Below are 20,953 nucleotides of genomic sequence, written 5' to 3'. Positions count from 1 at the left end.
CGACTACCGCCGGAGCCACTCGAGCGGCTTCAGTACCGCTAGCCGATAATCCTCGTGGGGATCGTACTTCGCGAACGAGAGGCTGTTCGCCATCACGCTCACGCTCGAGGCGGCCATCGCCAGCCCGGCCAGCGCCGGATTCAGCAGCCCCAGCGAGGCGATGGGGATCAGCGTCGTGTTGTAGGCGAAGGCCCAGAACAGGTTCTGGCGAACCTTCGAGATGGTCGCCTCCGAGATTCTGACGGCCTTCAACACGTCCGCCGGATCGTCGCGCATCAGGGTCACGTCGGCCGACTCGATGGCCACGTCGGTGCCCGAACCGATGGCGACGCCGACCTGTGCGGTCGTGAGCGCGGGCGCGTCGTTGACGCCGTCGCCGACCATCATGACTCGAGCCCCGTCAGCCTGCAGGTCCTCGATATGGTCTGCCTTGTCATCCGGCAACACTTCTGCGCGCACGTTGTCGGGATCGATTCCGACCTGCTCGGCCACCGCACGGGCCGTCCGCTCGTTGTCGCCGGTGAGCATCACGACCTCGGTGCCCCGATCGCGGAGGGCCGCAACGGTCTCTGTGGCACTCTCACGGACCTCGTCAGCGACGGCGAGCACGCCCAGCAACTGGCCGTCCACGGCGACCGGCATCGACGTCTTTCCCTCGCGCTCGAGTCGGGTCAGCGTCTCTTCGGCGGGTTCGGTGTCGATTCCCGCGTCCTCGAGGAGTTTCCGACGACCGATCAGGACGCTGCCGCGGTCGGTTTCGGCGCGGATGCCGTGGCCGGGGACGTTTTCGAACTCGCTGACGTCGCCGACCTCAATTCCTCGTTTCTCACAGCCCTCGACGATCGCGCGGGCGATCGGATGTTCGGAGCCCGATTCGGCCGTCGCCGCGGCACCGAGGACGAGCGACTCGAGGTCCTCCTCGCGGTCGGTCAGGAGACCGCCATCCGTCGCAGTATCTCCACCATCGGTCGCCGTCCGCTCCCCGACGAGTTCGACGTCCGTCAACACCATCTCGCCGTGGGTCAATGTCCCCGTCTTGTCGAAGACGATCGTGTCGATGCCGCGGACCTGCTCGAGCACGTCGCCGCCCTTGAACAGCACGCCGTTCGTGGCGGAGAGGGTGGAGCCGACCATCGTCGCGGCCGGCGTTGCCAGCCCCAGCGCGCAGGGACAGGCAATTAGCAGCGCCGAGGCGAGGACGACGACCGAGAACTCGAGGATCGGTACGCCACCGACGACGGGACCGCCGCCGACGGGCTCGAGGATCGGAATCCAGCTCCCCAGCGCCGACGAGACACCGTACAGCGCGTCGGGGAAGAGAAACCAGAGCGTCGCCCAGAGGATGGCGTTGAGGATCACCGCGGGGACGAAATACGCGCTCACTTTGTCGACCAGCCGCTGGATCTCGGGCTGGCGCGACTGGGCCTCCTTCACTCGGTCGACGATCTGCTGGATGGCCGTCTCGGAGCCGACCTTGGTGGCCTCCACGAGGAGGACGCCGTTCTCGTTGATCGTCGAGCCGACGACCTCGTCGCCCTCGCCTTTCTCGACCGGGACGGACTCGCCGGTCAACATCGACTCGTCGACGGCACTCTGGCCGTCGACGACCACGCCGTCGGTCGGGATCCGCTCGCCCGGGCGGACCTTCATCACGTCGCCGACGACGACGTCCTCGAGGGGAACCTGGCGTTCGTCGCCATTTTCGACGACGGTCGCCTCCTCCGCCTCCATCTGTAGGAGTTCGCGCAGTGCGTTGCCGGCCCGAGCTTTCGATCGGACCTCGAGCCAGTTGCCCAGCGTGATGAACCAGAGGATGAACGCGACGGCCTCGAAGTAGAGCCCCTCACTCGTGATGAGTCCGAAGAGGGCGACCGTACTGTACACGTAGCCCGCGGACGTACCCATCGCGACCAGCGTGTCCATATTGGCCCGCCGGTTGTGCGAGAACGCACGCCAGGCGCCACGGAGGAACTCCATCCCGAGCGTGGCCATCAGCGCGGTTGCGAGGGCGAACTCGAGAAGCCCCATGACGGAGACGGTCGCGACGCCGAGTCCGATCTCGCCCAGGTGGGGCAACTCGACGAGCCCGAGCATCGCAAGCATGATCGGCACGAACGGAAGCGTGAGGATCCCCCCGCCGATCACCAGTCGTCGCTGTCGCCGCAGTTCCTTTTCGACGGCGCGCTCGCGCCGGCTCGAGCCCTGCGTCCCGTCGGCGTCGTCGCGCTCGTCGCGGACGGGTTCGTAGCCGGCCGCCTCGATGGCCGCGTGAATTTCGCTCAGCGAGACATCATTGGGGTTGTACTCGACGCGAGCCTCGTCCGACGCGAAGTTCACGTCCGCTCGAATCACGCCCGGCAGCTCCGTGACCGCGTCCGCGACGGAGCCCGAACAGGTCGAACACGACATCCCCATAACCGTGATCGTCTCCGTCTCCGAGGCCGCCTCGTAGCCCGCGTCCTCGATGGCATCGTGAATCTCGGCCAGCGAGATGACGTCGGGATCGTACGCGACCGTCCCCTCGTCCGTCGCGTAGTTCGCGCTCGCCGACTCGACGCCCTCGAGGGCCGCAACTGCGTCCTCGACGGTCCCCGAGCACGTCGAACAGGACATGCCGGTGATCTCGAGGTGCGCACGTCTGGTGTTCATGTATCAGTGTAGGGGATAGACGTTCAAGCGGGTTGTGTCTTGGAAAGTGAGAATATCTCTTGATTCGAGTTTCGAAAGTAAACCGAAGCCGTCCGCAGTCCGACCGAACACGGTGTGAGAACTACGGTGCTTCGTCGAGAACTAGCCACTGATGTCGGCCACCGCTTTCGGAAGAACGATCCAGATCTCGACGGCTGCAGGACTGAGAGGACGACTCGAGCGAGGTGAGCGGCGCTGATGGCCGGTTCGGCCCACGACCACGGCGACTCGGCCCACGAATCGGCGAAACCGTCCGCTCGAGGTGAGAAACCGACGGACAGCTACTGCTCGTGTTGCCGCATCTGTGACTGCTATCGTGACGCACCGGGTGCCGACGAGAAACCGGGAGAGCGACGCGCCGAGTACGACGAACCCGACGGAGAAGGCAAGCGCGACGAGCGCGGTGACGACGGACGCGACCACGACACTCACGATGACGACGGCCACGATCACGGCGCGCACGTCGACCACTCGGACCACGAGGACATGTTCCGAAAGCGGTTCTTCGTCTGCCTCGTGCTCTCCCTGCCGGTACTGTACTACAGTCCGATGCTTCAGGACTGGTTCGGCTTCACCGCCGTGACGTTCCCCGGCAGCGAGTTCGTCGGCCCCGTTCTCGGGGTCGCGGTCTTCGCCTACGGCGGCATCCCGTTTCTTCGGATGGGCGCGGTCGAGGCGCGCAACCGGGAGCCCGGAATGATGTTGCTCATCTCGCTCGCGATTACCGTCGCGTTCGTCTACAGCGTCGCGGCGGCGGCCTTCGACATCGGCGAGCCGTTCTTCTGGGAACTCGTGACCCTGATCGTCATCTTTCTGCTGGGTCACTGGATCGAAATGCGCTCCGTCAGGCGCGCCTCGGGCGCACTCGACGAACTCGCTGAGCTGATGCCCGAGACGGCCGAGCGGATCGCGGACGGTGACGGGGAGACCGAGGAAGTCCCGATCGACGATCTCGAGGAGGACGACCTCGTCCTCGTCCGGCCCGGATCGAACGTGCCGGCAGACGGCGTCGTCGAGGACGGCGAGTCGAACGTCACCGAGGCGATGATCACGGGCGAATCGAAGCCGGTGAAAAAAGAGCCGGGGGACGAGGTCATCGGCGGCACGACCAACCGGGACGGCAGCCTGCGCGTTCGCGTCGCCGCGACCGGCGATGAGACGACGCTGTCGGGAATCATGCGGCTGGTCGAGGAAGCCCAGGAGAGCCGCTCTCGGACGCAGGTCCTCGCCGATCGGGCCGCGGGCTGGCTCTTCTACGCGGCGCTCGGCGTCGCGACGATTACCGCCGTCGCCTGGACCGCCGCCGTCGGCTTCGGGCTCCCGGTCGTCGAACGCGTCGTGACGGTGCTCGTTATCGCCTGCCCGCACGCGCTCGGACTGGCCGTCCCGCTCGTGGTCGCGATCAACACCTCGATGGCCGCCCGCCACGGGATGCTCGTCCGCGACCGGATCGCCATGGAGCAAGCGCGAAACCTCGATACCGTCGTCTTCGACAAGACCGGAACGCTCACCGCGGGCGAGCAGGGCATCGTCGAAATCGCCACCGTGGAAGGCCGGAGCGAGGATGACGTGCTGACGTTCGCGGCCGCCGCCGAGGGCGACTCCGAGCACATGATCGCCCAGGCCATCCGCGACGAAGCGTCGGATCGTGGCCTCTCGGTGCCCGACGTCCGCGGGTTCGAGGCGCTCGAGGGACGGGGCGTTCGTGCGACGATCGAACACGATGCGATGCCGGCCGTTGCACCCGGGAGTGCGGGCCGTTCCGAGGAGGGAACCGATTCCGGCGGCCGAGACGGCCACACCGTCTCCGTCGGCGGTCCCAACCTGCTCCGATACCTCGAAGCCGAGCCCGATACCGACCTCGAGCGCTTCGCCGAGGATGCGGGCTCTCGAGGTGAGGGCGTCGTCTACGTCCTGTCCGACGAGGAGATCGTCGGCGCGGTCGCGCTCGCGGACGTGATCCGCGAGGAGAGTTTCGAGGCCATCGACGCGCTCCACGAGATGGGTATCGAGGTGGCGATGCTGACCGGCGACGACGCGGACGTCGCCCACAGCGTGGCCGACGAACTCGGTATCGACACCGTCTTCGCCGAGGTGCTGCCCGAGGACAAAGACGAGAAGATCCTCGAGTTACAGGACCGTGGCCACCTCGTCGCGATGGTCGGCGACGGGGTCAACGACGCGCCCGCGCTGACGCGCTCGGACGTGGGAATCGCCATCGGCTCGGGCACCGACGTCGCCGTCGAGTCCGCCGACGTGGTGCTCGTCGAGAACGACCCGCGCGACGTTGCCAGCCTCGTCCGGCTGAGCGCGAAGAGCTACCGGAAAATGCAGGAGAACATCGCCTGGGCGGCCGGCTACAACGTATTCGCGCTCCCGCTCGCCGCTGGAATCCTCGCACCGATCGGCATCCTGCTCTCGCCCGCGGTCGGCGCGGTGCTCATGTCCGCGAGTACGGTGATCGTGGCGGTCAACGCGCAGCTGCTCCGGCGGGCGGACCTCTCCGTTTGAGCCGGCGAGCCACCGGTGGTGGGCACGGGGGTACCGCCGCTCACTCCGATCGCCACACCGTCTCGAGTTCGCCGACGATCTCCGGGTTCCGCAGCGGTTCGGTGTCCTCGAGTCGCTCGTCATCGACGACGCCCTCGAGGACGCGATACATGGTTTTCCCGGAGTGAGTCTCCGGCAGTTCCGGCGTGAAGACAACCGCCGCGGGCTCGGCGAAACGACCGATGCGCTCGACGACGGCGTCCCGGATCGCTCCGCGGAGCGCGTCACGGTCCGTGCGCTCCTGTTCGGCCGTCGCGAAGACGTAGAGGTCCGTCTCCCCGTCGGCGCTCCCGGCGACCGCGGCGGCCTCGGTGACGCCGTCGACGGCCGTGATCGCGGCCTCGAGTTCGGCCGTCCCCAGCCGGCGGTTGCCGACCGTAACGACGTCGTCGGCGCGGCCGGTAGCGGTGACGTAGCCGTCCTCGTCGACGACGGCGCGGTCGCCGGTGAAGTAGCGCCAGGTGTCGGCCCGGCGGTCGGAGAACTGCTGCCAGTACTCCGCGAGAACCCAGTAGCGGTCGCCCTCGACCGGCGAGAGCATGGACGGCCACGGCTTCGTGAGCGTCAGGTAGCCCGGTTCGCCCGGCGGCAGTTCCCGACCGTCCGAATCGACGACCTGCGCCTCGATCCCGGGCAGCGGCGGTCCGGCGGCGCCGGGTTTCATCTCGTCGAGGCCGGGCAACGTCGACAGCAGGACGGCACCGGTTTCGGTCTGCCACCAGGTGTCGACGATCGGACAGCGCTCGTCGCCGACGTGTCGGTAGTACCACTCCCACGTGTCGGGTCCGATCGGTTCGCCGACGGTTCCCAGCAGCCGCAGCGAGGAGCGGTCGTGGGCCGCCGGGAACGACTCGCCCCATTTCATGAACGTCCGGATCACGCCGGGGGTCGTGTAGAAGACTTCGACGCCGTTTCGCTCGATGAGTTCCCACGGCCGGTGACGGTCAGGATACCGAAGGCTTCCCTCCGCGAGGACGACCGTCGCGCCGCGGGCCAGCGGGCCGTAGACGACGTAGGAGTGGCCCGTAATCCAGCCCAGATCGGCCGTACACCAGTAGGTGTCCCCCGGCGAGAGATCGAAGACGGTCCGGGTCGTCCACGCGGTCCCGGCGAGATAGCCCCCGGTCGCGTGGGTCATCCGCTGGGGCTCGCCGGTCGTCCCCGACGTGTGAATGTGAAAGAGCGGATCGGTCGCCGCCCGCGCCACCGGTGGGACGTCCGCGCCGTCGAAGCGCTCGACCAGCGCGTCGTAGTCGTACTGGTCCGGGCCGAGTCGCGTCTCGTGATCCGATCCGAGGCGGTCGACGACGACCGTCGGAATCGACGCCTCGAGGTCGGCCAGCGCCGCGTCGGCCTTGCGCTTCTGGTCGACCGCGGTCCCCTCGCGGAACGCGCCGTCACAGGTTATCAGCGCGCTCGAGTCGGTATCGGCCATCCGCTCGACGAGCGCGTCGGGGGCGAAGCCCGCGAAGACGACGTTGTGCAGCGCGCCGATCCGCGCGCAGGCGAGCATCGCGATCGGAAGTTCGGGCAGTTTCGGCAGGTAGCACGTGACGACGTCGTCTTCTCCGACGCCGAGGTCGCAGAGCGCGGCGGCGACGGCCGACACCTCCCGGTGGAGGTCGTGGTAGGTGTACGTCCGTCGCTCGCCGCGTTTACCCTCCCAGCGGAGCGCGACCTGCGTCTTCCGACCGGCCTCGAGGTGGCGATCGATACAGTTCTCGGCCGCGTTGAGACGACCCCCGACGAACCACCGGTAGAACGGCGCGTCGTCGTCCTCCAGTATCTCGTCGTAGGGCTCGGTCCACTCGAGTAGCGCGGCGGACTCCGCCCAGCAGTCGGGCCATTCCCGGGCAAAGCGTTCGCGGAGCTCCGGGTCGGTGACCGTCGCCCCTCGAGCGAACTGCGACGGTGGCCGCCGCTTCGGAACGCCGCCACGGCGGAGCGAGTCGGAGCCGTCGTCGACCATAGACCGAACGCTACCACGTCGCCGACCCTCAGTATTGTGGTCGGCGACACCGACTTACACGTGACGGGGACGGGAGAAACACCGACGGCCGGCACTGCAACGTGCGTACTCCGGAGACAGGCCGAATGGCGATCCCGCCCTCGAGGGCCGCTCGTCGGGATGGAAAGACAATTGCCGCACGGCCGCCAAAGCAACGACAATGCGAATCGCCGTTCCCAACAAGGGCCGCCTGCACGAGCCGACGATCGACCTTCTCGAGCGGGCGGGACTCCATCTCGAGAACGGTGCCGATCGGAAACTGTACGCCGACACTGTCGACCCCGAGGTTTCGGTCCTCTTCGCCCGCGCGGCGGACATCCCGGAGTACGTCTCCGACGGTGCAGCGGACCTCGGCATCACGGGGCTCGATCAGGTCCACGAGGCCCGCGTCGATGACGTCTCGGAACTGCTGGACCTCGAGTTCGGCCGCTGTCGGCTCGTCCTCGCGGCCCCCGAGGACGGCGACATCGAGAGCGTCGCGGATCTGGCGGGCAAGACGGTCGCGACTGAGTTCCCCAACATCACCCGTGACTTCTTCGCGGACACCGGCGTCGAGCCCGATATCGTCGAGGTAACGGGCGCGACGGAACTGACGCCCCACGTCGAGATGGCCGACGCCATCGTCGACATCACGAGCACGGGAACGACGCTCAAAATGAACCGACTGGCCGTCGTCGACGAGGTGCTCTCGAGTTCGGTCCGGCTGTTCGGCCGCGAGGACGTCCTCTCCGAGCCGAAAGTCGAGGAGGTTCGGACGGCGCTCTCCTCGGTCAAGCAGGCCGAGGGCAAGCGCTACCTGATGATGAACGTCCCGACGACGAAACTAGACGACGTCCGGGACGTCATCCCCGGGATGGGCGGGCCGACCGTGATGGATATCGCGGGAGCGGACGAGAACGGCGACGGAAAGGTGGCCGTCCACGTCGTCGTCGACGAACAGGACGTGTTCGAGACGATCACCGAGGTCAAAAAGGCCGGCGCGAGCGATATATTAGTCACCGAAATCGAGCGGCTGATCGAGTAGTCGCGATTCGACGGTGAATCGACCCGCTACTCGACAGTAAGTTAACGCCCCTGCTGCCGATTACTCTGACCGCTGCTCCAGTCGAGAGTCGATCGGTCCCTCGAGGCCCTCCTCGTCGAGCAACGGCCCGAACGCCGGGAGCGTCGCGCCGGGAGAGACGAGTCCCTGTACCTGGTCGTACGCGAGGGCCCGGTGTTCCTGAAGCAGCGGCAGGTGGGTCCGACAGAGCGAGACGTGGACGCGCTGGCGAAGTTCGAGCAGCGACGTGACGGCCGTCGCGTCGTGTTCGGCGTCCGCGATCCGTGCGACGAGCGTGGACACCGAGAGAGGGCCGTCCTCGGCGAGGAGACAGCGGAGCACCTCGCGTCGACGGTCGTTGCCCAGCACGCGACGGACTGCCGCACGCGGGAGGGCTCCCTGAAATCGCTCGATACTGCCGGGAGCGGGGCTATCCTGCGCGGTCGCCAGTCGGTCTGGATGGATCGTCATCGATAGCTGAAACTCAGCGGAAGATCGAATAAACGCGGCTGGTCGTTCCACTCGATGAGACACGATTCACTCCATTACGGACCGTTCACGGATGGTAAACAGTCGATAATCCGGTCGAAGAGACTGATCGGTCCTGGTGAACGGTTCCAGAGAAGAGGGGATAGAGCGGGAGATACCGTCATCGAGAGCGAACCGAGAACCGCGACCGACCGATACTGTCGGTTTCCATGACCCAGATCGGCGCAAGCGCCGCTGGGTGTGGGTGGTCACTGCGAGGACCGAAACCGAGCGGCGTTACTCGAGCAGGCCGAGGTCCTCGAGTCGGGAGACGATCTTGTCGACGGCGTGTTCGGCGTCGACGGGCTTCTTTCCGCCGGTGATGACGAGTTTCCCGGAACCAAAGAGCAGGGCCACCACTTCGGGGTCGTCGAGGCGGTAGACCAGGCCGGGGAACTGTTCGGGTTCGTACTCGATGTTCTCGAGACCGAGACCGATCGCGATCGCGTTCAGGTTGAGGTTGCGGCCCAGGTCGGCGCTGGTGACGATGTTCTGGACGACGATCTCAGGGTCCTCGTTGACCTGAATCTGCAGTTCGCGGAGCTTATCGAAGACGATACGTAGACTCTCGTGGACGTCATCGGTCGATTTCGCGCCGGTACAGACGATCTTCCCCGAGCGGAAGATCAGGGCGGCGGACTTGGGGTTCTGCGTGCGGTAGACGAGACCGGGGAACTGTTCGGGGTCGTAGTCGGCCCCCTCGAGGTCCATGGCCACGCTCTGCAGGTCGAGCTCCTGTCCGATACCGGTCGACGCCACCACGTTTTCGATGTTGATGGTGTCCTTGGGATCCGTCATAAGTCGCTTAAAAAGACGTATTTAAGGTTTATAAAGGTTAGTGCCGCCACCTGATATATCCGGTATATAGGGCGGCCGCGTCGGTCGAATACCGGCCGATTTCACGGCGAGTAGTGTCTGACAAACGGTCCTGGCCCGATCGAATCTCGGCTGAACCGTCACGAAAAACGGTAGGCTCATGGCTTCCCCGCGGCGACGACTACGCGTGTATCTACTCGAGCTCGGCGGCGAGGACGACGCCTTTGCGGCCCGCGAAGCGAGTAGTGGGGCCGCCGACGTCCGCCGAATCGCCCCCGGACTCGCCGTCGCAAAGGCCGTCGCTCCCGAGCGAATCCGCGGGTTGGCGTACACTCACCGTGCAAGCAAGCTACTCGGCCGGACCGACGCCGACCCGGCGAGCGCCCGTGCGCTGCTCGAGACCGCATCGATCGATCGCGAGGGAACGGTTGCAGTTCGTGCGACCGACGTCCACGGCTCGAGCGGCGTCGACACCGGGCGGGCCGAACGTGAACTCGGCCAAATCCTGGTCGATCGTGGCTTCGAAGTGGACCTCGACGATCCCGACCACGTGCTCCGGGCGACGTTTTCGGAGGGGGCACTCGAGTCCGGTGGCGGGCTCGAGGCTGGCAAAGCGACTGGTGACCTGTTCGCGTCGGAACCGGACGACACACTCGAAAAAACCGTCTCGGTCTGTGCGCTCGGCTGGCTCGCGGCAGAGAGCGTGCGCGATTTCGGCTCGCGCGCGCCTACGGACAAACCGTTCTTCCAGCCCGGGAGCATGGACCCGCTGCTCGCCCGCGCCGTCGCGAACGTCGCGGGGGCCCGGCCCGGGGCGACGGTGCTGGACCCGATGTGTGGCACCGGCGGCGTGCTCGTCGAAGCCGGACTGGTGGGTGCCGACGTCGTCGGGACGGACGCCCAGGCGAAGATGGTCGCGGGTGCGCGGGAGAATTTGGGTCACTTTCTCGATTCGGACGAGCTCTCATCCGTAGGTGTCGAGCGAGGCGAGTGGCACGTCGCCCGCGGCGACGCGACCCGACTGCCGCTGGCGGACGACGCCGTCGACGGCGTGGTGTTCGACGCCCCCTACGGCCGACAGTCGAAGATCGAGACGCACCGACTCGAGGACCTCGTGTCGGGTGCGCTGTCGGAGGCCTGCCGGGTTGCCCCGCGGGCCGTCGTGGTCGCGGATCGATCGTGGGCCGGCGAGGCCCGAGCCGCGGGCTGGGAGCTCGAGGCCGCGTTCGAACGCCGCGTGCATCGGTCGTTGACCCGGTACGTGCTGATTCTCGAACGACGATAATAGCCATTCAACCTCGGGTGGAACTACAGAAACGAATACGCTGCTACCGTGGCAGCTATAGTAACAACTGCAACTATTTACACACTGATCGCACAGCTGTCGTGCGATCAGATGTGCATTGACTTGCAGTGGCTACTATAGGGATTCCACGTCCTCCCCAACCGATTCGCTCGCGAATTGTCTCGCGGTTCGCCCAGTTCACGGTTCCCTTCGGTCACCGTTCACGTTCCGAGGCGCTCGCTTCGTGTCGCGCGGTTTCACCGTGCAACCAGTTCGCGGGACCTCTGGTCCCGCGCAGTTCACGCCTCGTTTGTCTCACCGCGATCCAGCGCGCCAATAATCGATCCTCAGTAGCTGTCGCACGCTCGATATCCGTGTTACGTCGTCCGTCCGTCGACGAGTCCCTGCAGTTCGGTCGCGACCTCCGGCGGGACGACGATCCGTCGCGGCCCCGCGACGTACTGGCCGTCGGGTTCTGCGTACTCGAGTTTCAGGATCGTCGCGTCGCCGAGTCGGCGCGTCGAGACGCCCTGAATGACCTCGAGGTCGATCGCCTGATCGGGATCGTAGAGGTAGATCGTCCGCTTCTCGCGGTCGAGCGTACCGATCGAGCGCAGGAACGACGCGAGCACGAGCGCGACGAGCGCGAGCGGGAGCAACAGCGCGGCCATGCCGGTAAACGGCCCGGCACCGACTTCCAGCAGCTCTCGCTGGGAGACGTACCGACCGACGGCCATCAGCGAACCCATGACGGCCATCATCGCTATCGTTCCGAGCGCGGCGTCCATTGCTCGCTCGAGTGCCGGTCCGGACGGCGTCGTAATCGGAAGCCGACTGGCGAGGGCCTCGAGCCGACGTTCGGTGTTACTGGTGACCGCAAACGCGAGGATCGTCACGATGATTGCGGCGAACATCGCGATGATAATCGTGCCGGCGCCGACCTGCGCGGCGAAGTCGTACAGTCGCCAGAAGACGATGATAGTGATCGCCGCGAAGAACGTCCCGACGCCGAGCGACCACAGCAGGCGAACGGTTCGAGACGTCGAGGCGTCGCGTCGCCACTGAATCGTCTCGGTATCGTTCGGATCCGCAGCGTCCTCGTCCATACCAGCACTCGAGACCCGTCCTGTAAAGCCTGTTCGATGTCGGTCAGCCCAGACGCCGAGGGTCAGAACAGCAGCGCGTCGATCACGACGAAGCCGACATAAGAGATGATGATCGAACCGGCCAGCGAACCGATCCACGCGAGAACGGTGAATCCCATCTTGCGTGCACTGACGCCGCCGCCGGCGCCGGCCGCAGCGTAGCCGCTCCCGATGATCGCACTGACGATGATCTCGTTGAACGAGACGGGAATGCCGTAGAGGACAGCGACCTGGGCGATAATGAACGACGGGATGAGCGCGGCGATCGACCGTCGCGGACCGAGCGAGGAGTAGTCCTGCGAGATCGCCTTGATCATCCGCGGCGCGCCGGTCCACGACCCGAGCAGGAGTCCGAACCCGCCGCCGACGAGCAGGGCGATCAGCGGCAGGCCGACGTCACCCGACAGCGGAATCAGCGGCCCGACCGCCAGCCCGACCTGACTGCCGCCGGCGGAGAACGCAACCAGTCCGCCGAGAATCAGCAGGAAATGGCGCTCGCCCTGTTCGATCTCGTTCCGAAGATCGATCGCGATCGCACCCGCCCAGAGCGCTGCCATCACGGTCGTCGCGGCGACGACACCGACGAGCTCCGGTCCCGGAACCCAGCCACTCGAGGCCTGTGCGATCGATTCACCGCCGGCATCCGCCGAACCGAGGATCGCAAACTCGATGTTCGCGACGATGACGCCGACCAGTGCCGACAGACCGATTATCAGATACTCCTCGGCGATCGGTTCGCTCCGGAGTACTCGAGCGATCGCGTAGGCGAGGCCCCCGCCGACGAAGGGCGTCAGAATCCACAGCGTGGCGATTTCGGTGTACTTCGCCCACGCGGGATCACCCCCCATCGCGAGCCCGACACCGACGACAGCGCCGGTCACCGTAAACGCGGTCGCTATCGGATACCCCGCGAAGACGCCGAGCGCGACCAGTCCGGCCGCAATGATCAGCGCGATCGTTGCCGCCATCGGTGACAATGTCACACCCCCGATCAGGTCGGCACCGACCGCCTCGGAGACGTTCGCGCCCTGCAAAACGGCACCGGCGAATCCGAGAATACCGACGAGAAAGCCCGCTCGCATTACCGAAATCGCGTTCGCGCCGACAGCCGGAGCAAACGGTGTCGACCCGCTCGAGCCGGCACCGATCGCCCAGGCCATGAAGAGACTGGCAAGTGCAGCGACCAGAAACGTCGCGATCGTCACGATCTCGACCATCTATCCCGGCTTACCAGCTAACCGTACAAGTGTGTGCCGACCTGGACCTGGGCCAGCAACCCCGTCAGCACCGTTCGCGCGACTGGACCCGAGCGGGCAACAGCTATATACGACCCGCTGTCGAAGCCGAGATAACCGGAAACAAACTTCCGTATTACGAGATGACTTCGACCAATCCACGCCCGCAATCGGTGGCCGCCCTGCTCGCGGCCGAACGCGAACGCTACCGGGATCGTACGCCGAACTCGGAACGACTAGCCGACAGTCTTCGGTCGTTCGTGCCGGCCGGCGTCTGTAGCACGTACCGGGCGTACGAGCCCTACCCGATCCACGCGGACCGAGCCGAAGGCGCGACACTCTACGACATCGACGGCGAATCGTACCTCGATTTCGCGCTCAACAACGGAACCCAACTCGTCGGACACGCCCATCCGCGGCTATCGGAGGCGGCGAAAGTACAGATCGACCAAGGAACGCTGTACACCCGCCCCAGTGAGCTCCTCGAGTTTGCAGCCCGACCACTGATCGACCGCTGGGAAGCGATCGAACGGGTCCGGTTTACGAACAGCGGGACGGAGTCGGTGATGCACGCGACCCGTCTCGCACGGGCGTACACGGGCCGCGAGAAAATCGTCCGGATGGAAGGAGCCTACCACGGCGCGCATGATCCGGGGTTAGTGAGCAAGATGCCGCCGGTCGACCGGGCGGGACCGGCGGACGACCCGCGACCGGTCAAAGAGTCGCAGGGTGTTCCCGACGGCGTCCCGGAGAATATGCTGCTCGCGCAGTACAACGATGCCGAGAGCGTCGAACGGCTCCTGCGCGAGCACGGCTCCGAGATCGCCGGAATTCTCGTCGAACCGGCCTGTCTCAACCTCGGGCTGGTAGAACCGGAAGGTGATTTCCTGTTTCGGCTCCGCGAGCTCGCGGACGAGTACGACGTCGTGTTGATCTTCGACGAGGTCAAAACCGGCGTCAAACTCGCCCCGGGCGGGGGTGCGGAGTACTACGGCGTCCAGCCGGATCTCGTCGCGCTCGCCAAGGCGATCGGCGGCGGCTATCCGGTGGGCGCGTTCGGCGGCCGTCGCGAACTCATGTCCCTGATCGCCGACGACCTCGAGGACGAGACGGCCAGCGGGGCGGCCCATTACGGAACGTACAACGGGAACCCACTGGCACTGCGTGCGGTCGGCGTCACGCTCGGGGAAATCCTCACGACCGAGGCCTACGACCACGTGACCACCCTCGCCGAGCGACTCGCGGATGGCTACCGTGACGTGATCGACGACGCCGGGCTCGAGGGTCACGTCGTGACCGCGGGCTCGCAAGGGATGGTCTACTTCACCGACAAGCGGATCCGAACGTTCCGGGACTGGGGGGCTATCGACGAGGAGTTCCATGAAGCCTACTGGCTGGGGATGGTCAACAGAAACGTCCTCCCGCACCCCCACGACGCGTCCCAGCAGTGGACGGTGAGCGTCCAGCACACGGCCGCGGACATCGACACCCACGTGACGGCGTTCGCCGATCTCGCCAGCGATTTAGCCGCCGTCCGACAGTAATCAACTATGACATCCGAGACGGATCAGCGAACCTACGATACGCTCAGGCTGCTCGCAACCCACGAGCCGGTCGGCAGCGTCCGGCTTACGGATCTGCTCCGCGAGCGAGGCTACTCGATCACCGAGCGATCGGTTCGGTTTACCCTCGCCGATCTCGACGCTGACGGCCTGACCGAAAAGGTTGGCGGCAAGGGGCGTCAGCTGACGGATGCGGGGCGTGCCGAACTCGAGCGCGGCGGCGTTCGCGGCCGGGTCGAACAGGTTCGCGAGCGGCTGGCGGAGCTGATCGGGCGGGTTACCTACGATCCGGCGGCCGACGGCGGCGACGTCGTCGTCGGCCGGGTAACCGTCCCCGAAGCCGAGCGATCAACGGTCGAAGAACTCCTCCGATCGATCGATCGCTCCCCGCTCGGCCCGGCGCCGGTCTCGATCGATCCCGTCGACGGAGACGACGGGACGGTGCTCGAACTCGCCGCGACCTCGAGCGTGACGATCGACGGCGTTCTGCTGGCCAACGGCATCGAGTCGGACCTCGAGACGACCGGGATCGTCGAGTATCGGCCCGACGTCGAGTCGGCCGAGGACGAGGATACCGACGGCGTCGTTCGCGGCGGGTCGATCCGGCGGTTCACCGACGTTATCGGGGGCGAACGGGCGACCCTCGACATGGTCTCGCTGTTGATCGAGGCCCGGCGGACGACGGTCGAGCGTGTACTCGAGGGAGAGACCGGACTGGTGGTCGCGGACAACCGGGAGATACCGCTCTCGAGGTACGAGACGGCGCGCGATCTCGCCGTCGAAACCCGCGACGGACTCGGCGGCGTCGTCGACCTCCGGCGACCGCGCGAATCGGGACCGTTCCCGTGGGGCCAGCCGGGCTGGTCGTTCGCCTCGCTGACCTGTATCGGAACCGCAGAGCTCGTTATTTCGGCCGTCGTCGAAGCCGACCTCGCGCTCGAGTGGGAGACCCTCGCCGGAGTTCGGCGGCGGTCCGAACTGACGCCCGTGAGCTCGCGGTAATCGGGACCGATACCGAATCGAACCTACGGTTCGCTCCCACCGCACCGTATCGAAATCGAACAACGCGCCCGAACGAGACGGATGAAACGGTAGATGCCACGTTCTACCGTGGGAAGCTTTATGTGTAGCTATCAGCAACTCACTGAGCAAGGTGGCAACATAATGCCGGCATCAGACAGCTACGGACGACGGACGTTCCTCCGAACGACGGCGGCAACCGGAAGCGCCGCTGCGATCGGTGGGCTCGCGGGGTGCACGGGGTTTCTCGACGATGACGACACGCTGACCGTCGCGGTGTACGGCGGCGTGTTCCAGGAAGTCATGGACGATGTCCTGTTCGAGCCGTTCAACGAGGAAGTCGACTTCGAAGCCGAATCTCAGGAGCAGCCGACGGCCGAGGAGGCGCTCTCGCAGTACGACAGCGCCGTGGGCGCGGGCGAAGCGCCAGTCGACATCGCGATCATGTCGACGGTCGGCGTCCTCCGCGGACTGAACTCCGACCTCTGGCACATCTGGGACGACGAAGACGCGTTCGAGAACCTCCAGTACATCAGCGACGACCTCGTCGAGGAGCGCGAAGGGGGTATCGCCAGCATCGGCGCGCTCTCGTGGTATATCAACCTCGTGCAGAATACCGACGTGTTCGAGGAGCCGATAGACAGCTGGGAAGCGCTCTGGGACGACGAGTACGAGGATCAGTTGGGGCTGCTCGGACTGGCCTCCAACTCCTTCCTGCTCGACATCACCGCGGAGGTTCAGTTCGGCGGCCAGGAGATCCTCGAGGATCGAGACGGCGTCGAAGAGGTCTTCGAAGAACTCGAGGGCATCACCGACCAGGCGAACTTCTGGTACGAGAACGAGGCCGAGTTCCAGCAGCGCCTCCAGGATGCGGAGGTGCCAGCGGGCATGCTCTACAGCGACATCACCAAAGTCATGCAGGAAGACGGCGCACCCGTCCAGTCGAACTTCGTCGAGGAGGGCTCCGTGATCGACTCCGGCTCGTGGGTCGTCCTCGAGCCCTCGGAGATGGTCGAGGAGGCCCAGCAGTTCATTGACTACGCGAGCCGCCCGGAGGTACAGGACCGGCTCGCGGAGGGCCTCTTTACCGCGCCCGTTATCGACCGGGAACACTCCGAACTCGACGACGAGACCTACGAGGAGGTCGCCGGACCCGGTCCCGAAGAGGCGATCAGCCCCTACTACGATCTCTACCTCGAGGAGGAGGAGTGGGTCAACGAACAGTGGGAAGAGTTCATCATCGGCTAATTCCGATGAGCGGAATCTCACTGTCGGGCGTGACGAAGCGGTACCCGGGTGGTGTGCTCGCGGTCAAGGGGGTAGATATCGACATCGAGAGCGGCGAGTTCGTCACGCTGGTCGGCCCCTCCGGTTGCGGGAAGACGACGACGCTGCGGACCATCGCCGGCTTCGAGCGGCCGACTGACGGGACGATTTCGATCGACGGAACCGATGTCACCGACGCGCCGCCGTACGAGCGCAACACGGGGATGGTGTTTCAGGACTTCGCGCTGTTTCCGCACCTGACCATCCACGAGAACGTCGCCTACGGGATGGACGTCAGCGGCGACTACACGGACGAGGAAATCGACGCGAGAGTCGCGGAGATGCTCGAGCTGGTCGAACTCCCCGGCGTCGGCGACCGAACGCCGGATCAGCTCTCGGGCGGCCAACAACAGCGGATCGCGCTCGCCCGCGCGCTCGCACCGCGGCCGGACGCGCTGTTGCTCGACGAACCGCTCGCGAGCCTCGACAAGAAGCTCCGAGAACAGATGCAAGTCGAGTTGCGCCGGATTCAACAGGAGGTCGGCATCACTACGGTCTTCGTGACGCACAATCAGGAGGAGGCGTTGACGATGTCCGACCGACTGGCGGTGATGAACGACGGCCGTTTCGAACAGGTCGGGCCGCCGGAGGAGGTCTACAACGATCCGAAGACGCGGTTCGTCGCCGACTTCCTCGGAACGGCGAACCTCTTCGACGGCTCCGTGACGAGCGTCGAGGACGGCTACGCGACCGTCGACTGTTCGGACGCCACGATCCGCGCCCTCGGCAACAGCGTCGAGGTCGGCGAGACGGTTTCGGTCGTGGCCCGACCGGAACGGCTCGCGATCGACTCGGCGGGTGCCGACGGCGCAACCGCCGAGAACACGTTCGACGCCACGGTCCAGTTCAAACGACACCTCGGAAGCAGCGTGGAGTACCAACTCGAGACGGACGACGGCCGGGAACTCGTCGTCGCCAGACGAAGCGGGACGGACGAACGGTCGCCCGGCGACCGCGTCTCGGTCCGTATCGGCCCCGACGACTGTCGAATCGTGGAGGCGTAGATGGGGGCGGAATCATCGACTGACGCCGACGAGCCGGCACGTGCGGGACTGAAGTCGAACACCAAGTGGTACGCGCTGGGCTACCCGCTGTTCTGGCTCGTCGCCGTCTTTCTGGTGCCGCTCGCGATGCTCGTCGTCTTTAGCTTCTACGTGAACATCCCCGGCGGCTCCTACCGGCCGGGCGTTACTCTCGAAAACTACGCGCGATTCCTCGACGTGAGCGCCACGCTCGGCTGGCCGCCGGTCGAGACGAACCTCTATCTCAGACAGCTCTGGCTGACGATCGAAATCTCGCTCGTCACGGCGTTCGCCTCGTTGCTACTCGGCTACCCGATCGCGTACTACCTCGCGCGGATGAACCGGCCGTGGCTCCGGAGCCTGCTGCTGATCACGATCATCTCCTCGCTGTGGGTCACCTACGTCATCCGCGCCTACGCCTGGCAGGTCATCCTGGCTTCCGGCGGGGTTCTGAGCTCGATCGGCGTCAGAACCGGCCTGCTCGCCGAACCCCAGTCGTTCTATCCGGGCTACTGGGGGCTCGTCGTCGGCATGGTGTACGTCTTCTTGCCGTTCATGATCCTCACGCTCTACAGCAGTATCCGAAACATCGACGGCGAACTCCTCGAGGCCTCGAAGAACCTCGGGGCGGGTCCGGTGACGACGTTTCGACGGGTGACGCTACCGCTGTCAAAAAACGGCATCACCAGCGGGATGGCGCTGGTGTTCATCCTCGCGCTCGGGGCGTACGTCATGCCGCGGCTGCTCGGCAGTTCCGCCGAGCGAACGCTGCCGGTGTTGATCGAGGCCCAGATCATGGGCGAGCAGAACTACCCGTTCGCCGCCGCGATGAGCATCGGGCTGATCGTGGTCGTCCTCGCGTTCCTCTGGGCGATGGTCCGGTTCACCAACGTGACGGCCGCCAGTCTCGGCGGCGACGAGGTGGCCGAACCCGACGGTGGAGCGCCCGATTCGACCGCATACGAGTCGTCCGCAGGGACGACGCGAGTCCGGTCTACGCTCGCCTCGGTGGCCTCGGCCGTCGGGCTCACTCGGCTGCTCGGGAGTGCCGGACGCGGGCTCGACAGTGTCGTCACGACGGTCGACGCCCAGACCCGCGAACGGGTGATCTGGACGGCGAGTCGGCTCTACGTGATCGCCGCGATGACGTTCATCGCGGCCCCGCTGGGGATCATCATCGCCGTCTCGGTCACGCCCGAACAGTTCCTCACGTTCCCGCCGGGCGGGTTCTCGATGCAGTGGTACGTCGAGTTCTTCACGGACCCGTCGTGGCTCATCGCGCTGATCAACAGCCTCGGCATCGCCGGAGCCGCCGCACTCCTGAGCACGACGATCGGCGGGACGCTGGCGTTCGCCCTCGACCGGTACGGCTATCGGTGGAGCGCGATCCTGGGAACCTTCGGCGTGCTCCCGATTCTGGTTCCGCCGGTCATCGTCGGCGTGGCGTTTCTCGTCTTCTTCCTCGAGCTCGGCTTCGCGGGGACTCGAGCGGGCATCATCGTTGCCCACGGAATCTTCTACGCCCCGTTCCCGTTCATTCTCATCTCCCAGGGGCTCGACGAACTCGATCGAACCTACGAGGAGGCCGCGATGAACCTCGGTGCGTCCCCGATTAAGACAATTCGGACGATCACGTACCCGCTCTTGCGGGCGAACGTGATCTCGGGCGCGCTGTTCGCGTTCATTCTCTCGCTGAACGAGTACATCATCGCCTGGCTGCTGTCGCTGTTCCTCGTCGATACGATCCCGATCCGGATCTTCAACTCGCTTCGGTACGGCTACTCGCCGACCATCGCGGCCGCGAGCGTGGTCTTCATCGCGCTCACCGTCGTCGTCATGGTCGCGATCGACCATCTCTCCGGAGGGATCTGGGAGTGAACGGAGCCGACGAGGCCACGGTCGTCGCCGCCCAGACGGTTCCGACGTTCGGCGCCGTCGACCGAAACCGCTCGAGGACGGTCGAACTCGTCCGCGAGCACGCCGACGCCGACCTCGTCGTCCTCCCCGAACTGGCCACGACGGGGTACGTGTTCGAAAGTCGAACCGAACTCGAGCCGCTGGCGGAGCCGCGCGACGGGCCGACCGCCGAAGCGTGGGCCGCAGTCGCCGCCGAAACCGACGCGTGGGTCGTCGGCGGCTTCGCCGAAGTCGACGGCAACTCCTACTACAACAGCTCCCTCGTCGTCTCTCCCGACGGCGTCGAGGGCGGCTACCGAAAGGTCCACCTCTGGAACGAGGAGAAACGGTGGTTCGAACCGGGCGACGCGCTGCCGACGTTCGAGACGCCGTTCGGTCGACTCGGCGTCCAGATCTGCAACGATCTCTGGTTCAGCGAAACGACGGTGACCCAGGCCCGCGCGGGCGTCGACCTCGTCGCCGTCCCGACGAACTGGGTTCCCGGCCCGAGCGAGGGCGAACGGCCCGCGGGGTGGACGATGGGCGTCCACCAGGCGGTCGCACGCGCGAACGAAAACCGAGTGTTCCTCGCCTGTGCTGACCGCGCCGGAACCGAGCGCGGCACCGCCTTCGAGGGACAGAGCGTGATCGTCGATCCGGACGGGCTCCCGCTCGCCGGACCGGCACCGACAACGGGCGAACACGTCCTCACGGCCGACTGCGACCTCGAGCGTGCGCGGACGAAGGCCCTGACCCCCCGCGACGACGCCCTCGCGGATCGTCGGCCGGACGTCTACGACCTCGAGTAGCCCGCGGCCCCGATATCTACT

At 66.0% G+C, this 20,953-nt stretch carries 15 protein-coding genes; 9 read left to right on the top strand and 6 right to left on the bottom strand.

Translation table 11 applies throughout. The features are described 5' to 3' along the window. Positions 1-3: 3 nt before the first annotated feature. Positions 4-2,649 carry a heavy metal translocating P-type ATPase gene (locus NATTI_RS0108605; RefSeq protein ID WP_019991750.1) on the bottom strand — a complete coding sequence of 882 codons (2,646 nt, stop codon included), beginning with the start codon at positions 2,647-2,649 and terminating at the stop codon, positions 4-6. Positions 2,650-2,886: 237 nt separating this feature from the next. Between NATTI_RS0108605 and NATTI_RS0108600 the strand changes: the two genes are divergently transcribed. After that, positions 2,887-5,199 (top strand): heavy metal translocating P-type ATPase, encoded by a 2,313-nt coding sequence (locus NATTI_RS0108600; protein WP_006092632.1) that lies wholly within the window; start codon positions 2,887-2,889, stop codon positions 5,197-5,199. 40 nt (positions 5,200-5,239) lie between these two features. Here the strand turns inward: NATTI_RS0108600 and NATTI_RS0108595 are convergent, their stop codons facing one another. Next, entirely contained in the window at positions 5,240-7,207 is a 1,968-nt protein-coding gene (locus NATTI_RS0108595; RefSeq protein WP_006092633.1) for an acetate--CoA ligase, read from the bottom strand. A 199-nt stretch (positions 7,208-7,406) separates the two neighbouring features. Between NATTI_RS0108595 and hisG the strand changes: the two genes are divergently transcribed. Further along, the gene (gene hisG, locus NATTI_RS0108590) at positions 7,407-8,270 is read left to right on the top strand and encodes an ATP phosphoribosyltransferase (protein ID WP_006092634.1); all 864 of its coding nucleotides are present in this window, start codon (positions 7,407-7,409) and stop codon (positions 8,268-8,270) included. Between the two features lie 60 nt (positions 8,271-8,330). Here the strand turns inward: hisG and NATTI_RS0108585 are convergent, their stop codons facing one another. Both NATTI_RS0108585 and NATTI_RS0108580 read right to left on the bottom strand, forming a co-directional pair. Beyond that, entirely contained in the window at positions 8,331-8,759 is a 429-nt protein-coding gene (locus tag NATTI_RS0108585) for a DUF7344 domain-containing protein (protein ID WP_019991749.1), read from the bottom strand. Between the two features lie 294 nt (positions 8,760-9,053). Beyond that, positions 9,054-9,614, bottom strand: coding sequence for a TATA-box-binding protein (locus NATTI_RS0108580; RefSeq protein ID WP_006092636.1), 561 nt, complete (start codon positions 9,612-9,614; stop codon positions 9,054-9,056). 205 nt (positions 9,615-9,819) lie between these two features. Here NATTI_RS0108580 and NATTI_RS0108575 point away from each other — a divergent pair, with 205 nt between their 5' ends. After that, on the top strand, positions 9,820-10,917 hold the full coding sequence (locus NATTI_RS0108575) for a methyltransferase domain-containing protein (RefSeq protein WP_006092637.1): 1,098 nt from the start codon (positions 9,820-9,822) through the stop codon (positions 10,915-10,917). A 377-nt stretch (positions 10,918-11,294) separates the two neighbouring features. On the opposite strand, the gene NATTI_RS0108570 is transcribed toward NATTI_RS0108575, so the two are convergent. Both NATTI_RS0108570 and NATTI_RS0108565 read right to left on the bottom strand, forming a co-directional pair. Continuing rightward, entirely contained in the window at positions 11,295-12,023 is a 729-nt protein-coding gene (locus tag NATTI_RS0108570) for a hypothetical protein (protein WP_006092638.1), read from the bottom strand. Positions 12,024-12,085: 62 nt separating this feature from the next. After that, positions 12,086-13,279: an inorganic phosphate transporter gene (locus tag NATTI_RS0108565; RefSeq protein ID WP_006092639.1), complete on the bottom strand. Its 1,194-nt coding sequence runs from the start codon at positions 13,277-13,279 to the stop codon at positions 12,086-12,088. Positions 13,280-13,440: 161 nt separating this feature from the next. Between NATTI_RS0108565 and NATTI_RS0108560 the strand changes: the two genes are divergently transcribed. The 6 genes from NATTI_RS0108560 to NATTI_RS0108535 all read left to right on the top strand — a co-directional run bounded on the left by NATTI_RS0108560 (position 13,441) and on the right by NATTI_RS0108535 (position 20,932). Further along, positions 13,441-14,841, top strand: coding sequence for an aspartate aminotransferase family protein (locus tag NATTI_RS0108560; protein ID WP_027119101.1), 1,401 nt, complete (start codon positions 13,441-13,443; stop codon positions 14,839-14,841). 6 nt (positions 14,842-14,847) lie between these two features. Next, on the top strand, positions 14,848-15,861 hold the full coding sequence (locus NATTI_RS0108555; RefSeq protein ID WP_006092641.1) for an NrpR regulatory domain-containing protein: 1,014 nt from the start codon (positions 14,848-14,850) through the stop codon (positions 15,859-15,861). A 162-nt stretch (positions 15,862-16,023) separates the two neighbouring features. Further along, positions 16,024-17,127 carry an ABC transporter substrate-binding protein gene (locus NATTI_RS0108550; RefSeq protein ID WP_006092642.1) on the top strand — a complete coding sequence of 368 codons (1,104 nt, stop codon included), beginning with the start codon at positions 16,024-16,026 and terminating at the stop codon, positions 17,125-17,127. Between the two features lie 5 nt (positions 17,128-17,132). After that, positions 17,133-18,209, top strand: a complete 1,077-nt coding sequence (locus tag NATTI_RS0108545) for an ABC transporter ATP-binding protein (protein WP_006092643.1) — start codon at positions 17,133-17,135, stop codon at positions 18,207-18,209. Further along, positions 18,210-20,105: an ABC transporter permease subunit gene (locus NATTI_RS0108540; RefSeq protein WP_006092644.1), complete on the top strand. Its 1,896-nt coding sequence runs from the start codon at positions 18,210-18,212 to the stop codon at positions 20,103-20,105. Continuing rightward, complete coding sequence (locus tag NATTI_RS0108535; protein ID WP_006092645.1) at positions 20,102-20,932, top strand: nitrilase family protein; 831 nt, start codon at positions 20,102-20,104, stop codon at positions 20,930-20,932. The genes NATTI_RS0108540 and NATTI_RS0108535 overlap by 4 nt, the downstream gene beginning before the upstream one ends. The last annotated feature ends 21 nt before the right edge of the window (positions 20,933-20,953 follow it).

The sequence above is a fragment of the Natronorubrum tibetense GA33 genome, from assembly GCF_000383975.1.
Classification (GTDB): domain Archaea; phylum Halobacteriota; class Halobacteria; order Halobacteriales; family Natrialbaceae; genus Natronorubrum; species Natronorubrum tibetense.
Note: the sequence above shows the minus strand (reverse complement) of the source record. Positions and strands in the feature narration are given on the sequence as shown.